Annotated in this window: 10 protein-coding genes; 6 read left to right on the forward strand and 4 right to left on the reverse strand. The window is 66.3% G+C overall.

The genetic code is table 11. The annotated features are described in order from the left end of the window. Window positions 1–132: 132 nt before the first annotated feature. The 3 genes from glmS to GPL20_RS23155 all read left to right on the forward strand — a co-directional run bounded on the left by glmS (window position 133) and on the right by GPL20_RS23155 (window position 3,783). Window positions 133–1,959, forward strand: coding sequence for a glutamine--fructose-6-phosphate transaminase (isomerizing) (glmS, locus tag GPL20_RS23145; RefSeq protein ID WP_157331904.1), 1,827 nt, complete (start codon window positions 133–135; stop codon window positions 1,957–1,959). Window positions 1,960–2,049: 90 nt separating this feature from the next. Then, window positions 2,050–2,820: a DUF502 domain-containing protein gene (locus GPL20_RS23150; protein WP_157331906.1), complete on the forward strand. Its 771-nt coding sequence runs from the start codon at window positions 2,050–2,052 to the stop codon at window positions 2,818–2,820. 105 nt (window positions 2,821–2,925) lie between these two features. Further along, window positions 2,926–3,783, forward strand: a complete 858-nt coding sequence (locus GPL20_RS23155; RefSeq protein ID WP_157331908.1) for an NAD(P)-dependent oxidoreductase — start codon at window positions 2,926–2,928, stop codon at window positions 3,781–3,783. Between the two features lie 11 nt (window positions 3,784–3,794). On the opposite strand, the gene GPL20_RS23160 is transcribed toward GPL20_RS23155, so the two are convergent. Beyond that, a complete protein-coding gene (locus GPL20_RS23160) occupies window positions 3,795–4,316 on the reverse strand; it encodes a P-loop NTPase family protein (protein WP_157331910.1) in 522 nt (173 codons plus the stop codon). 179 nt (window positions 4,317–4,495) lie between these two features. Further along, the gene (gene recG, locus GPL20_RS23165) at window positions 4,496–6,604 is read right to left on the reverse strand and encodes an ATP-dependent DNA helicase RecG (RefSeq protein ID WP_157331912.1); all 2,109 of its coding nucleotides are present in this window, start codon (window positions 6,602–6,604) and stop codon (window positions 4,496–4,498) included. Between the two features lie 184 nt (window positions 6,605–6,788). Between recG and GPL20_RS23170 the strand changes: the two genes are divergently transcribed. From GPL20_RS23170 to GPL20_RS23180, 3 genes are all read left to right on the forward strand, one after another. Then, window positions 6,789–7,079, forward strand: coding sequence for an FAD assembly factor SdhE (locus tag GPL20_RS23170; protein ID WP_157331914.1), 291 nt, complete (start codon window positions 6,789–6,791; stop codon window positions 7,077–7,079). Beyond that, complete coding sequence (mfd, locus tag GPL20_RS23175) at window positions 7,076–10,594, forward strand: transcription-repair coupling factor (RefSeq protein ID WP_157331916.1); 3,519 nt, start codon at window positions 7,076–7,078, stop codon at window positions 10,592–10,594. The genes GPL20_RS23170 and mfd overlap by 4 nt, the downstream gene beginning before the upstream one ends. A gap of 279 nt (window positions 10,595–10,873) precedes the next feature. Next, window positions 10,874–12,016 (forward strand): acyl-CoA desaturase, encoded by a 1,143-nt coding sequence (locus GPL20_RS23180; protein ID WP_157332007.1) that lies wholly within the window; start codon window positions 10,874–10,876, stop codon window positions 12,014–12,016. A gap of 6 nt (window positions 12,017–12,022) precedes the next feature. Here the strand turns inward: GPL20_RS23180 and GPL20_RS23185 are convergent, their stop codons facing one another. Together GPL20_RS23185 and GPL20_RS23190 are read right to left on the reverse strand one after the other, a co-directional pair. After that, window positions 12,023–13,246, reverse strand: coding sequence for a GGDEF domain-containing protein (locus GPL20_RS23185; RefSeq protein WP_157331918.1), 1,224 nt, complete (start codon window positions 13,244–13,246; stop codon window positions 12,023–12,025). Window positions 13,247–13,331: 85 nt separating this feature from the next. Then, a complete protein-coding gene (locus GPL20_RS23190) occupies window positions 13,332–14,834 on the reverse strand; it encodes a class I adenylate-forming enzyme family protein (RefSeq protein ID WP_254125589.1) in 1,503 nt (500 codons plus the stop codon). Window positions 14,835–14,836 lie beyond the last annotated feature (2 nt).

Genomic DNA, 14,836 nt, shown 5'->3' on the forward strand with positions numbered 1-14,836 from the left:
GAAGCCATGTCGCGAACCGGCGCTGTCTCAATCGGCAATAATTATTGAGTATCTGGTTCCCTAGGAATTTCGCTAAAAACCGGGCGCGTCGTTTAGGCGATTTTTTCGACGATTTGGGGGATAGTGATCCGCATGTGCGGAATTGTCGGCATTCTCGGGCGTGGGCCGGTTGCGGAGCAATTGGTGGATTCGCTCAAACGTCTGGAATACCGCGGCTACGATTCCGCGGGGGTTGCCACGCTCGAAGGGAAGCATCTCGCGCGCCGCCGCGCCGAGGGCAAGCTGAAGAACCTGGAGAAGCGTCTCGAGGCCGAGCCGCTCAAGGGCACGACCGGCATCGGCCACACCCGCTGGGCCACCCACGGCAAGCCCACAGTCCACAATGCGCATCCGCACGCGACCGAACGCGTCGCGGTGGTCCATAACGGCATCATCGAGAATTTCCGCGAGCTGCGCGAGGAGCTCGAGCACAAGGGCACGGTGTTCCACACCGAGACCGACACCGAGATCGTGCTGCACCTCGTCGACGATCTGCTCCGGCGCGGCAACAAGCCGGTCGAGGCGGTGAAGCTGACGCTGGCGCGGCTGCGCGGTGCCTTCGCGCTCGGCTTCATCTTTGCAGGCGAGGACGACCTGATGATCGGCGCCCGCAACGGGCCACCGCTCGCGATCGGCTATGGCGACGGCGAGATGTATCTTGGCTCCGACGCCATCGCGCTCGGCCCGTTCACCGATACGATCAGCTATCTCGAGGACGGCGACTGGGTCGTGCTGACCCGCAAGAGCGCGACGATTTTCGACAAGGACGGCCACGCGGTCCAGCGCGACAAGATCAGGCACGCCGCTTCGACCTCGCTGGTCGACAAGGCCAATTACCGCCACTTCATGGCCAAGGAAATCCACGAGCAGCCGGAAGTGGTCGGCCACACGCTGGCGCGCTATGTCGACATGGCGACCGAGCGCGTCGCGCTGCCGGTGAAGCTGCCGTTCGACTTCAAGACCATCCAGCGCATCAACATCACCGCCTGCGGCACCGCGAGCTATGCCGGCTTCGTCGCCAAATACTGGTTCGAGCGGTTTGCGCGCGTGCCGGTCGAGGTCGACGTCGCCTCCGAATTCCGCTACCGCGAGGCGCCCTTGCGCAAGGGCGATCTCGCCATCTTCATCTCGCAGTCCGGCGAGACCGCCGACACGCTGGCGGCGCTCCGCTATGCCAAGGCGGAAGGCGTGCACACGGTCGCGGTCGTCAACGTGCCGACCTCGACGATCGCGCGCGAGAGCGAGACCGTGCTGCAAACGCTGGCCGGCCCGGAGATCGGCGTCGCTTCGACAAAAGCCTTCACCTGCCAGCTCATGGTGCTGGCAAACCTCGCCATCGCGGCCGGCAAGGCGAGGGGTGAGCTGTCCGACGAGGACGAGACCAAGCTCGTCCACGGCCTCGTCGAGATTCCGCGCCTGATGGCCGATGCGCTTGCCACCGAGCTGCAGATCGAGAAGCTTGCGCACAGGATCGCCAAGTCCCGCGACGTGCTCTATCTCGGCCGCGGCACCAGCTTTCCGCTCGCGCTCGAAGGCGCGCTGAAGCTGAAGGAGATCTCCTACATCCACGCCGAGGGCTACGCCGCCGGCGAGCTCAAGCACGGCCCGATCGCGCTGATCGACGAGACCATGCCGGTCGTCGTCATCGCGCCCTACGACCGCGTGTTCGAGAAGACCGTCTCCAACATGCAGGAGGTCGCCGCCCGCGGCGGCAACATCATCCTGATGACGGATGCCAAGGGTGCGGCAGAGGCGACGGTCGAATCACTCGTCACCATCGTCATGCCCGACATGGCGGCTGCGTTCACGCCGATGGTCTACGCGGTCCCCGTGCAGCTGCTCGCCTATCACACCGCGGTGGTGATGGGCACCGACGTCGACCAGCCCCGCAACCTCGCGAAATCGGTGACCGTGGAATAGGCAGAAGGGATCAGGTCGTCGGCGCTCCGTGGTCTTCCAAAACCTGCTAGAAGACCCTAGCTTGTGTGCTGCGACCGACCTGGAACCCGAATGACAACCCGCGACGACGCGCCTGCGCCTCTTGATCCTGTCCCGGAACCTCATACCGGCCTGATGGGCCGCTTTCGCAATTACTTCCTCACCGGCCTCGTGGTGACGGGGCCGATTGCGATCACCCTTTATCTGGTCTGGTGGTTCGTCACCTGGGTCGACGGCGTGGTGCGGCCATTCGTGCCGCTGGCCTATCGACCCGAAACCTATCTGCCCTACGGCGTCCCCGGCTGGGGACTGATTGTCGCATTCTTCACGCTGACGTTGGTCGGCTTCCTGGCGGCGAACCTGATCGGCCGGACGCTGGTCGATGTCGGCGAAACTTTTCTCGGCCGGATTCCGGCCGTGCGCGCCATCTACCGCGGCCTGAAGCAGGTATTCGAGACGCTGTTCTCGGGCAAGGGCTCGAGCTTCCGGAAAGTCGGCCTCGTCGAGTTTCCATCGCCGGGCATGTGGTCGATCGTGCTGATCTCGCAATCGCCGAACGAGGACATCGCGCGCAACCTGCCCGGACAGGAGGAGCATGTCTCGGTATTCCTGCCGTGCTCGCCGAACCCGACCACCGGCTTCTTCTTCTACGTGCCCAAGAGCAAGATCATCGAGGTCGATCTCAGCGCCGAGGACGCCGCGACGCTGATCATGTCGGCCGGCGTGGTGCAGCCGGGCTCCGCGCTCGATCCGAAGAAGGCCGCAGCGCTTGCGGGCGTGGCGAACGCTGCGCGCATCGCCAACGCGTCTGCGCTCCAGCCCCAGCCTGCGAAAGTGGAGTAGGGCCATTCCCGCGCGGGATGGCCGCGTTCACGCGGGCGTTCCCGTCCTCTGCTAGTCTTCCGGTTGAACCGGGCGCATCGCCCGGCATTCGACCTGGAGTGCACGATGTCCAAAACCATTGCGATCCTCGCGCCTGGAGCCATGGGCAGCGCGGTGGCCCGCCGTCTCGGCGAGAACGGGGCACGTGTGCTGACGTCGTTGAAGGGGCGGAGCGAGGCGACGCTGAAACGGGCGGCCGATGCCGGCATGGTCGGCGCCGAAGACGATGCGATTGCGCAAGCCGACATCATCCTCTCGATCGTGCCTCCGGGCGAAGCCGTTGCGCTTGCCGAACGGCTGGCGGCGCTGATCGTCAGGCACGCGAAGAAGCCGGTCGTGGTCGATTGCAACGCCGTCAACGTCGATACCGTGCTTCGGATTGGGGAGATCATCGGCTCGGCGCAGGCGCCGTTCGTCGATGCCGGCATCATCGGCTTTCCGCCGCAGCCCGGCGGCAAGAGCCCGGCGTTCTACATGTCCGGCGAGTACGCCGGGGAGGTCGCCGTGCTGAAGGATCTCGGCCTCGACGTGCGCATCGTCGAAGGACCGGTCGGCGCGGCTTCCGCGCTCAAGATGTCGTACGCCGGCATCGTCAAGGGCCTCGCCGGCATCGGCTCGGCCATGGTGGTCGCGGCAACAAAGGCAGGCGCGGCCGATGCGCTGCGCGACGAACTCGCGCTGAGCCAGCCCGCGATCCTGGCGCGGCTCGAGGTCGCGCTGCCAGACATGATTCCGAAGGCCTATCGCTGGGTCGCGGAGATGCGGGAGATTTCAGGCTTCCTCGGGCCCGATCATCCCGCCAGCCAGATCTATGAGGGGTTTGCGCGCTGGTTCGAGCATCTGGCCGAAGATGCGAAGGGCGAGGCAGCGGACACGGGACTGATGAACGCGTTCGCGGCCAGCATCGCGCAGAAGAAATCCTGATCGCCCGGCGATCATTCGCCGCGCACCGAAACCGACTCCAGAAAGCCCTGGATGTCCCGGTCGCGTCTCAAGCGCACGACCGGGACGTCCGCGCCATATTCGATGCGCTCGGCCTCGATGACCGGCACGCGCTCCGTGCCGTAGCGCCACGCCTCACGCATCAATTTCCAGTCGAACTGTTCCGGACATCCTTCCGGCAGATCAGGCCGGGTCTCGTCGCGATCGAAGGCGGAGCGCCAGAGAATGCGCCACTGGCACAGCCAGCGCGGGCGGTCGATGACGACAAGCATATCGGCGCGCGCGAGCGTGAGATCGAAGGCCAGTCCCGAGAAGCTGCCGTCGACGACCCATGCGTCGCCCGCGATCGCATCAGTGACGCGCGTTCGAAAGCCTGCCTTGTCGGATGGCTTCCATCCCGGCCGCCAGTACAGCACGTCGAGATGCACCACCGGCAGGTCGAGCTTTCGCCCGAGCCTCAGGGCAAGGCGCGTCTTGCCGCTTCCCTGGGAGCCAACGACGATGATCCGGCGCATGGCCCGAGCGTTTCACGAAATCGGTCGCGATGAAAGCGACGCTTTTGGTCGAGCTGTGCAGGTCTGTATCGACGTCGTCATTGCGAGCGCAGCGAAGCAATCCAGAGTCCCTCCGCGGAAAGAGTCTGGATTGCTTCGCTGCGCTCGCAATGACGGGGAGGAAGCGCCTCGGCTGTAGCTTAACCCGCCCCGATCAGCGGGATCGCCTCGTCCCGCTCGTAGAGATACAGCAGGCAGCGCAGCGCCTCGCCGCGCTCGCCCTTGAGCTTCGGATCGTCCTTCAGGATGCGCAGCGCCTCGTCGCGGGCTTGGGTGATGAGCTGGCCGTGCACCTCCGAACGCGCGATGCGGTAGCCGGGCAGGCCGCTCTGGCGCACGCCCAGGACGTCGCCTTCGCCGCGCAGCTTCAAATCCTCCTCGGCGATGCGAAAGCCATCGGTGGTCTCGCGGATCACCTTCAGCCGGGCCTTCGACATCTCGCCGAGCGGCTCGGAGTAGAGCAGCAGGCAGGTCGAGGCTTCTGAGCCGCGTCCGATGCGGCCGCGCAGCTGGTGCAGCTGGGCGAGGCCAAAACGCTCGGCATTCTCGATCACCATGATGGTGGCGGCCGGCACGTCGACGCCGACCTCGACCACGGTAGTCGCCACCAAAAGGCCGATCTCGTGGGCGGCGAACCGGCCCATCACGCGGTCCTTCTCGGTGCCCTTCATCTGGCCGTGGACGAGGCCGACGCGCTTGCCGAAGCGCTTTTGCAGGCTCTCGAAACGCTTGGTCGCATTGGTGAGATGCTCGGTGCCTTCGGCCTCGGATTGCTCGACCAGGGGACAGATCCAGTAGACCAGCTTGCCCGAGGCGAGCGCGCGGCCGACGCCGTCCATGACCTCCTCGATCCGGCTCATCGGCACCGCGCGGGTGTCGATCGGCTGGCGTCCGGCGGGCTTTTCGCGCAGCTCGGAGATATCCATGTCGCCGAAATAGGTCAGCACCAGCGTGCGCGGGATCGGCGTCGCGCTCAGCACCAGGACGTCGACGGCCTCGCCCTTTGACGTCAGCGCGAGGCGTTCGCGCACGCCAAACCGGTGCTGCTCATCGACGATGGCGAGCGCGAGATCATGGAAGATCACGTCGTCCTGGATCAGTGCGTGGGTGCCGACGAGGAGGTCGATCTCGCCGGCTTCGAGCTGCGCCAGCAGCTCGCGCCGCTCCTTGCCCTTCTCGCGGCCGGTGAGGATCGCGACCCGCAAGCCGGCGCGCTCGGCGAGCGGGGCGATGGTCTTGATGTGCTGGCGCGCCAGGATTTCGGTCGGCGCCATCAGCGCGGCCTGCTTGCCGACTTCGGCAATCGCGGCGGCAGCCAGCAGCGCCACCACGGTCTTGCCGGAGCCGACGTCGCCCTGGAGCAGCCGCAGCATGCGCACGGGCTGTTTCAGATCCTCGGCGATGGCCGCGGCAGCGCTGCGCTGCGACGGCGTGAGCGCATAGGGCAGGGCGTCGATGATCTTGTTGCGCAAGTGACCGTCGCCGGCATTGCGCACGCCGGCTGGCCTGCGCAATTGCGCGCGGATCAGGGCCAGCGCGAGTTGTCCGGCCAGGAGCTCGTCGAAGGCAAGGCGCGACCAGAACGGCTGGTCGGGCAGGATGTCCGTGAGCTCGACCGGCTGATGCACGCGGTTGAGCGCTTCGGCAATTGGCGGGAAGTGGCAGCGGCGCATCACCTCCGGGCTGATCCATTCCGGCAGGGCCGGCAGCTTTTGCAGCGCCTGCGCGATCGCGCGGCGGAGCGAGCCGAGCGCGAGCCCCTCCGTCAGCGGATAGACCGGATCGATGCCGGAGAGCCTTGAAATCGCCTCCTCGTCGAGCACGCGATCGGGGTGCACGATCTGCGGGATGCCGTCATACATCTGGAGCGTGCCGGAGACGTAGCGCTTTTCGCCCATCGGCAGCAGCTTTTCGACATAGCCGGGCTTGGCGCGGAAGAAGGTCAGCACGACGTCGCCGGTCTCGTCGCTGGCATAGACGAGGTAGGGCGCGCGTGAATTGCGCGGCGGGGGCGGGCGATGGCGATCGACGATGACCTCCAGCGTCACCATGGTTCCCTGGACCGCATCGCGGATCTTCGGCCGCGCCCGGCGGTCGATGACCTGGCTCGGCAGATGCAGCAGCAGATCGACCAGCCGCGGCGTCTCATCGCGGCCGAGCAGGTACTGCAACAGCTTGTCCTGCTTCGGACCGACGCCGGACAGGCTGGTCACGGCAGCAAACAGCGGATTGAGCAGACTGGGGCGCATCAGGCGAATCTAGGATCGTTTCGGCTCGTCATGCCCGGCTTTATGCCGGGCATCCACGTCTTTTTTCGTGTCCGAACGCGGGCATCGAGCCATGCCAAATCGAGGGCTGACACGGCCACCTCCAGTGGCTATATCACCCCCGCCCGGCACGTCCGGGCTTTTGGCGTTTGACTGGATTTGAGACATGACGGGAACGACACGATCGAGCAACGGGCTGGACGACCGCCGCAAGCGGCTTCTGTTCCGTTGCTGGCACCGCGGCACGCGCGAGATGGACCTGATCCTCGGCCGCTTCGCGGATGCCGAGATCGGCAATTTGTCCGACGCCGAGCTCGGCCAGCTCGAGCGCCTGCTCGAGGTCAACGATCCCGATCTCTATGCCGCCATCACCGGCGACAAGGTGCTGCCGGCTGACGTCAGCGGTGCACTGTTCGCCCGCATCAAGGCGTTTCCGATCGCGGACCGCGACGCATGAAGCAGGGCATGAAATCTCCGGCCGAGCTGCTCGGGCCCGGTCGCGCGCTGACGCTTGCCAATGTCGCCGAGGGCGCCGAAGGCCTCGTCGTCTCCGATCTCGCCCGCGCCATCGCGGCGCGGCCGAAGAAACCCGCTGTCAGCCTTGCCGTCGTCTGCCGCGATGGCCCGCGGATGCAGCAGCTCGAACGCGCCCTGCGCTTCTTCGCGCCCGATTTGCCGGTGCTGATCTTCCCGGCCTGGGATTGCCAGCCCTATGACCGCGTCTCGCCGCACGGCGGCGTCCTCGCCCAGCGCCTGACCACACTGGCGCGGCTGGCCTCGCTCACCGGCAGCGACAAGCCGTTGATCGTGCTGACGACCGTCAATGCCGTCGTGCAGCGCGTGCCCGCGCGTGAGCTCGTCGCGGCGCAGGCGCTGTCGGTCGCGCCCGGCAACGTGGTGCCGATGGACACCATCGTCGCCTGGCTCGAGCACAACGGCTACAACCGCTCCTCGACCGTGCGCGAGCCCGGCGAATACGCCGTCCGCGGCGGCATCCTCGATCTTTTTCCGGCCGGTCTCGACCAGCCGGTCCGTTTCGACTTCTTCGGTGACAGCCTGGAGTCGATCCGCTCCTTCGACGCCGAGACCCAGCGCACGCTGCTCGACATGCGCTCGCTCGACCTCGTGCCGATCTCGGAATTCCAGCTCGTCACCGACACCATCCGCCGTTTCCGCATGGGCTATGTCGCCGAGTTCGGCGCACCCGAGCGCGACGACGCGCTGTACGAGGCCGTCAGCGAGGGCCGCCGCCATCCCGGCATGGAGCACTGGCTGCCGCTGTTCCAGGACCGGATGGACACGCTGTTCGACTATCTGCAAGGCGCTAGCGTCGCGATCGAGCCGCAGGCCGAGGACGCCGTGCGCGAGCGCTTCAAGCAGATCCTCGATTACTACGAGGCCCGCCGCGACGCGATGGAGCATCCCGGCGGCGGCGCAATCTATAAGCCATTGCCGCCTGATCGCCTCTATCTGACCGAGGAGGAGTGGGGCAAGCGCCTCGGCGACATCCCGCTGGCGCGGCTGACGCCGTTTTCCGTGCCGACCGACGGTACCTCGGTCGTCGATGCCGGCGCGCGCAAGGGCCGCGATTTTGCGCCGGAGCGCAACGACACCACGGTCAACGTGTTCGAGTCCGTCGTCGCGCATGTGATGGCCTTGCACGCCCAGCGCAAGAAGGTCGTGATCGCGCTGTGGACCGAAGGTTCGCGCGACCGCATGACCTCGATGCTGCGCGACCACAAGCTGGCCCACACCACCAGCGTCAACAGCTGGCGGACCGTGCAGGCGACCCCGCGCAACGAGACCATGCTGGCCGTGCTCGGCCTCGAGAGCGGATTCGAGACCGACGAGATCGCGCTCATCAGCGAGCAGGACATTCTCGGCGACCGCCTGGTGCGGCCGCGCAAGGCGAGCCGCAAGCTCGACAATTTCATCTCGGAGGTGACGAGCCTCACGGCCGGCGACATCGTCGTCCACGTCGATCACGGTATCGGCCGCTTCATCGGCCTCCAGACCCTCGACGTCGCCGGCGCGCCGCATGATTGTCTCGAGCTGCATTATGCGGCCGAGACGAAGCTGTTCCTCCCCGTCGAGAACATCGAGCTCTTGTCGCGCTACGGCTCCGACCAGACCACGGTCGAGCTCGACCGCCTCGGCGGCTCCGGCTGGCAGACGCGCAAGGCCAAGCTGAAGAACCGCATCCGCGAGATCGCGGGCGAGCTGATCAAGATCGCGGCCGCGCGCCATTTGCACGAGGCACCCAAGCTGCCTGTGCAGCAGGGCCTCTACGATGAGTTCTGCGCACGCTTCCCCTATGACGAGACCGAGGACCAGTTAGGGGCCATCGAATCCACCCTGAAGGACCTCGAGCTCGGCCGTCCCATGGATCGGCTGATCTGCGGCGACGTCGGCTTCGGCAAGACCGAGGTTGCGCTCCGCGCGGCTTTTGCCGTTGCGCTCGAAGGCAAGCAGGTTGCGGTCGTGGTGCCGACCACGCTGCTGGCGCGCCAGCACGCAAGAACCTTCGCCGAGCGCTTCAAGGGCTTTCCGGTGAACGTGGCGCAGGCTTCGCGCCTGATCGCGACCAAGGAGCTGAACCAGGTCAAGAAGGGCATTGCCGACGGTTCGGTCGATATCGTCGTCGGCACCCACGCGCTGCTCGGCAAGGCCATCAAATTCCGCGATCTTGGCCTCGTCATCGTCGACGAGGAGCAACATTTCGGCGTCACGCACAAGGAGCGGCTGAAGGCGCTTCGTTCCGAGGTGCATGTGCTGACGCTGTCGGCGACGCCGATCCCGCGCACGCTGCAACTGGCACTGACCGGCGTCCGTGAGCTCTCGATCATCGCCTCGCCCCCGGTCGATCGGCTCGCGGTGCGCACCTTCGTCGCCCCGCACGACCCGCTGATGATCCGCGAGGCGCTGCTGCGCGAGCGCTATCGCGGCGGCCAGGCGTTCTACGTGGTGCCGCGCATCGACGACCTCGCCGAGGTCAAGGATTTCATCGACAAGAACGTGCCGGAGATGAAGGTCGCGGTCGCACACGGGCAGATGCCGCCGGCCGTGATCGAGGACATCATGACGGCGTTCTACGACGGCAAGTTCGACATCCTGCTGTCGACTACGATCGTGGAATCCGGCCTCGACATCCCCAACGCCAACACGCTGATCGTGCATCGCGCCGACATGTTCGGCCTGGCGCAGCTCTATCAGCTCCGCGGCCGCGTCGGCCGCTCCAAGCTGCGGGCCTACGCGCTGTTCACGCTGCCGGCGCAGCAGAAGATCACGGCGCAGGCGGAGCGCCGGCTCACCGTGCTGCAATCGCTGGAGACGCTGGGCGCAGGCTTCCAGCTCGCCTCGCACGACCTCGACATCCGTGGCGCCGGCAATCTGCTCGGCGAGGAGCAGTCCGGGCATATCAAGGAGGTTGGCTTCGAGCTCTACCAGTCGATGCTGGAGGAGGCGATCGTCAATCTCAAGGCCGGCGTCTCCGAGCCCGCCGCCGACCGCTGGTCGCCGTCGATCACCATCGGCATGCCCGTGCTCATTCCGGAGGATTACGTCAGCGACCTCTCGGTGCGGCTGTCGCTGTACCGGCGTCTGGCCGACCTCGACACCGAGGAGGAGATCGAGAATTTCGGCGCCGAGATGCGCGACCGGTTCGGCGTGCTGCCCGACGAGGTCCGCTATCTGTTCAAGGTCGCCGCGATCAAGGCGTTCTGCCGCCGGGCCAATGTCGAGAAGATCGATGCCGGCCCGAAGGGCGCCGTCATCGTCTTCCGCGACAATTCCTTCGCCTATCCCGATCGCCTGGTGACGTTCATCCGCAGCTACGGCCAAGCCGCCAAGGTGCGGCCCGACATGAAGGTGGTGTTCCTCCAGGATTGGGAAACGCCGGAAGAGCGGCTTGTCGGCACCACCGAGATCATGCGCCAGCTGGCGCAGCTCGCGGAGAGCAAGAAGGCGGCGTAGGGGCTATCGTGGATCTGAAAACAGCGGCATATGGCCACTTGCGCAATGATCGAACGACAGCCATGTTCGGTTGATCGAATTTCGGCTGAACGACCCGGCTTCGCCGTTGATGGCGCGCCTGACTGACGATCCCGATTCGTGCGAACCGCGACTGGTTTACCGGTCGCGGTTTTTTCATACCACTAGCGGGGCAGCCCGCCCATTGAAACAACTGAGGTCGCGAGCGTGTCTATCAATATCGGTTCAGGCCCGGAAAACGACGCCGAGCACGACGACGTCATGTATCCGCAGGTCCTGCCGTTCGTGTTTGTCCACGCAGGATGCGTCGCGGCGATCTGGTCGGGCATATCGTGGCAGGCAGCTGCCATTTGCGCGGTTCTGTATTGGTTGCGCATGTTTGGAATCACGGCCGGATATCATCGGTACTTCTCGCATCGGGCCTACGCGACCAGCCGGGTGTTTCAATTCATCCTGGCTTTCCTTGCCCAGAGCAGCGCTCAGAAAAGCGTGCTCTGGTGGGCTGCCAAACATCGCCATCATCATCTTCACTCGGATACGGCGCAGGATGTGCATTCGCCGCGGCACAAGGGTTTCCTCTACAGTCATGTCGGCTGGATCTTCTACCGGCAGCACGATGCAACCGACCTCGTGAAGGTCGCCGATCTGGCGTCGTATCCCGAGTTGATGTGGCTGCACAAATTCGAGCTTCTGCCGGCATTCGTGCTCGCTTGTCTCTGCTTCCTCATCGCCGGATGGTCGGGACTCGTGGTCGGATTCCTCTGGAGCACCGTGCTCGTGTATCACGCCACGTTCTGCATCAACTCCCTCGCACATGTTCACGGCCGCAGGCGGTATGTGACCGGAGACGACTCCCGCAACAACTGGCTGCTCGCCTTCTTCACGATGGGTGAGGGATGGCACAACAATCACCACGCCTATCAGGCCAGCGCTCGGCAGGGCTTCTACTGGTACGAGATCGATCTGACCTATTATGTCCTGGTGGCCTTGTCCTGGCTCGGGATTGTCCGGGATTTGAAAACGCCGCCCAGGCTGGTCCTGCGCAACGAGCACCGGTTAGGATCGCGCGTGGTCAAGCAAGCGGCCGAGCAGCTCGCGGCCCGATTCAATCCCGAACACATCGCGCATGCGATCAGGACGTCGATCCACGAGACCGAATTGTCGGTGCGGGACGCGATCACCCTGTTGCAGCACCGTGCCGATCTGCGTCTGGCCAGCATGCCGACGCGCGAGCAGTTGCTGGCTGAAGCGCAGCGCATGTTCGCGAAGACGATGTCCCTCGACGACATCGTCGACCGTGCCTACGAGCTCCTGAACGACTCCGTCGGCTTCCTCCTGGCCGCGCCTGCTCCCGCTCTGGCGACCAGCGCGCAACCGGGGACGAATGGTGGCAGCCAGCGCTGACGGAGACTAAGACGCCGCGCGTGACGCGTCCGCCGACAGCCGCGCCAGCAGCGACCGCGCCGTATCCGATGGCGACAGCGAATCCACGCTGACCACGGGATCGCTGCGCATCTCGTGCTTGCCGTTCGAGGTATGCCGCATCACCGCCGAGAGGCGGCGGGCGATCATGTGCGCGGTGCGGAAATCCGTCTCCGCGAACACGACGATGACCGAGCCGTCTTTCTGTGCCGCGCCAAAATCCATCTGCCGCATCAGGCGGCTCAGGATGCGTGCGGCGTCGAGCTGGGCGCGGGAATTGCCGGGGTCGAACGCGAAGCGGGCAACGGAAAGGCCGCCGCCGCGGGCGAGCGTCTGCTCGACCGCCTTGGCGAAATCGCGCGCGAAAGCTTCCACGGTGAGCAGGCCGCTGCGCGGATCGAGCCAGCCGCCGGCATCGATCGAGCGCAGCGTGCGGCTCAGTTGCGCTTCCATGGCGTGCTGGCGGATCAGGGGCAACGCGTTGGCTGCGACTTTCGCCGGCTCGCCCGGGATCAACTCGAGATTGGGCAGGTCGTAGGTCTGCGTCAACTGATGCGCGGTGACGACCACGGGCAGGCTACGGAATCGGGTGTCCTCGGCCAGCACCGTCAGGAAGGCATCGGTGACGCGGGCCGTAAAACCCTCGGCGAGCACGACGCCATCGAGGTCGCGGGAGTTGAGATGTTTTGCCGCGGCCTCGATCGAGAGCGCGCCGACCACGCCGACGCGTTCGCCGAGCGCGACGGAGAGCGCAGGATAGGCTGCGCCGCGGCCGATCAGGAGCACGGTGGCATCGCGGACCGGATCGGACTCGGGCAGCGAGACCTTCACCTCCGGCAGCCGGCGCAGCACCGTGGCGTGCAGGGTGCGCACGCGCAGCGCGGCGCGCAGCCGCGCGATCAGGCGGTCCGGATTGCCGCCACGCGACGAAAAGGGCAGGGCATTGGGGGGAAGTATGCCCGGCGCATCCAGCGCAACGAAGGGCAGATAGGGCAGCTGGTCGGCGATCTTCCGCGCAAAGGGCGCGATATGCGGCTCATGCCCACCGGACATCGCGGCGAGGACCGCGGCGGGCTGCACCTGCTCGACCGCGCGCGCCGCGCTGGCCCAGTCGGTGTCGACCACGGGAAAGAGCCGGGCCTCGTCCAGCGCCGCAACGAAAGCCGGCCGTTCGGCATTGGACACAAACAGGATCGGGCCCGCCTGGGACATCGAGAAACTCTGATCACGCAATGACTGCTGCGCAATCTAGTTTGGCTGCCTTAATGCAGCGTCAACGCAAGCGTTGAAACTGTGCTCAAACCGGGCCGGAGCGGTCGCGAAAAGCCTCGACCATCAGAGGGTTAAGCCCGAGTTCGCTGAGTGCCTCGCGGGCGCGGGCATTGTCCTGGGCGCGTCCGGCCAGCCGGTGGCCGGAGAGGCGGTCGGGCAGCGCGGTGAGCAGCGCGCCCTGGCCAAGCCGGCGTGCCCATTCCTGGAGGTCGTTGGACAGGAAGCGGTAGCCGCCGACGGCCATGATGCCGGACGGCGGGGCGGTGATGCAGATCGCGCCGCTCGGACGGTCGAGCCGCGCCGCATAGCCGGTGTCGACATAGTCGCGCGGCGGCTGCGCCGTCAGCGTCTCGCCGACCGGCTGCGGCGGAGCGTAGGCCGCGATCGGCACCATCGGGCCGCGCAGGCCCAGCGTGCCCTTCGGCGTCAGCAGGATCTCGCCTGCGATCGACGAGCCGGACTGTTCGCGCGGGGCGCCGTGCGGGCCGGGCATCACGGCCACCGGCATGCCGTCCTCGCCGCGACGGGCGCCGAACAATCCGGCCTCGCCGAACAGATAGACGTCGGTCAGCGGCGCATGCGGCGCGATCCAGGCATCGCTCGCCGCCACCTGCTCGGGCGCGCGCCACAGGCCGATGACGTTGCGCAAGGTCGGCATCCGCGCCGCCAGATCGGCATCGCCGAGCCGCAGCGCGAGCTGGGCGGGCGCGATCAGCACCTCGCAGTCCTGCTCGTTGATCTGCTGCTCCAGCACATCGTTCTCGAAGGGATGATGCAGCGCCAGCGTACCGCCCGACAGCAGCCACACCGCCAGCGATGAGGCGAGCCCCGCGAACGACATCGGTGTGAACGCCGCCATCAACGTCGCGCCCTGCTTGACGTCGGCTTCGAGCGACATCGCAAGGCCGCCGGCAATCAGGCTGAAATGCGGGCGCGGCACCGGGCGAAAGCCTTCCGCGGTGACGTCGAAGGAGATCATCGCCGCCTTGCGGCCGTCCTGGATCACGGCGCGCGTGGTGCCGGGCGGACGGGCCAGGACGTCGTCGAGCGAGGCCATGCCTTCGGGCAGGTCGGTGCCGAAGCCGCAGACGTGACGGATCGAGAAGGCCTCGGCCGCGGCGTGCATCGCAAGGTCGGAATAATTGACGCCGTCGACCCTGCTCATGGTGACGATGGCACGCGCCGCGGTGCGGTTGAGTGCGGCGGTCAGTTCCGCATGGCGCCAGAGCAGCGGCAGCACGGCGACGACGAGGCCGGCGCGGTGGGCGGCGAGCACGGTCAGCACGAACTCGACGGTGTTCGGCAGCTGGATCGCGATGACGGAATTGGCCGGCAGGCCCGATTCGACGAAATGCGCCGACAGCGCCTCGATGGCGGTATCGGCCTCGGCATAGGTCATCTGCCGCGGTTGATGGCCGGTCACGCGGGCCTTGTTGAGAGGATCGAGCAGGGCGGGGGCGTGCGGCTGCCGCATCAGCGTGCGCTGAAACAGCGTGTCGAGCGTCGGCGATACGGCTGGCTGGTTCACGG

This window comes from Bradyrhizobium cajani, assembly GCF_009759665.1.
Taxonomy (GTDB): domain Bacteria; phylum Pseudomonadota; class Alphaproteobacteria; order Rhizobiales; family Xanthobacteraceae; genus Bradyrhizobium; species Bradyrhizobium cajani.

Excerpts from the sequence above, each read along its gene's own strand:
- recG (WP_157331912.1), bottom strand. The coding sequence starts at position 6,604 with ATGCGCCCCAGTCTGCTCAATCCGCTGTTTGCTGCCGTGACCAGCCTG.
- mfd (WP_157331916.1), top strand. The coding sequence starts at position 7,076 with ATGAAGCAGGGCATGAAATCTCCGGCCGAGCTGCTCGGGCCCGGTCGC.
- GPL20_RS23185 (WP_157331918.1), bottom strand. The coding sequence starts at position 13,246 with ATGTCCCAGGCGGGCCCGATCCTGTTTGTGTCCAATGCCGAACGGCCG.
- GPL20_RS23160 (WP_157331910.1), bottom strand. The coding sequence starts at position 4,316 with ATGCGCCGGATCATCGTCGTTGGCTCCCAGGGAAGCGGCAAGACGCGC.
- GPL20_RS23150 (WP_157331906.1), top strand. The coding sequence starts at position 2,050 with ATGACAACCCGCGACGACGCGCCTGCGCCTCTTGATCCTGTCCCGGAA.
- GPL20_RS23155 (WP_157331908.1), top strand. The coding sequence starts at position 2,926 with ATGTCCAAAACCATTGCGATCCTCGCGCCTGGAGCCATGGGCAGCGCG.
- GPL20_RS23180 (WP_157332007.1), top strand. The coding sequence starts at position 10,874 with ATGTATCCGCAGGTCCTGCCGTTCGTGTTTGTCCACGCAGGATGCGTC.
- glmS (WP_157331904.1), top strand. The coding sequence starts at position 133 with ATGTGCGGAATTGTCGGCATTCTCGGGCGTGGGCCGGTTGCGGAGCAA.
- GPL20_RS23170 (WP_157331914.1), top strand. The coding sequence starts at position 6,789 with ATGACGGGAACGACACGATCGAGCAACGGGCTGGACGACCGCCGCAAG.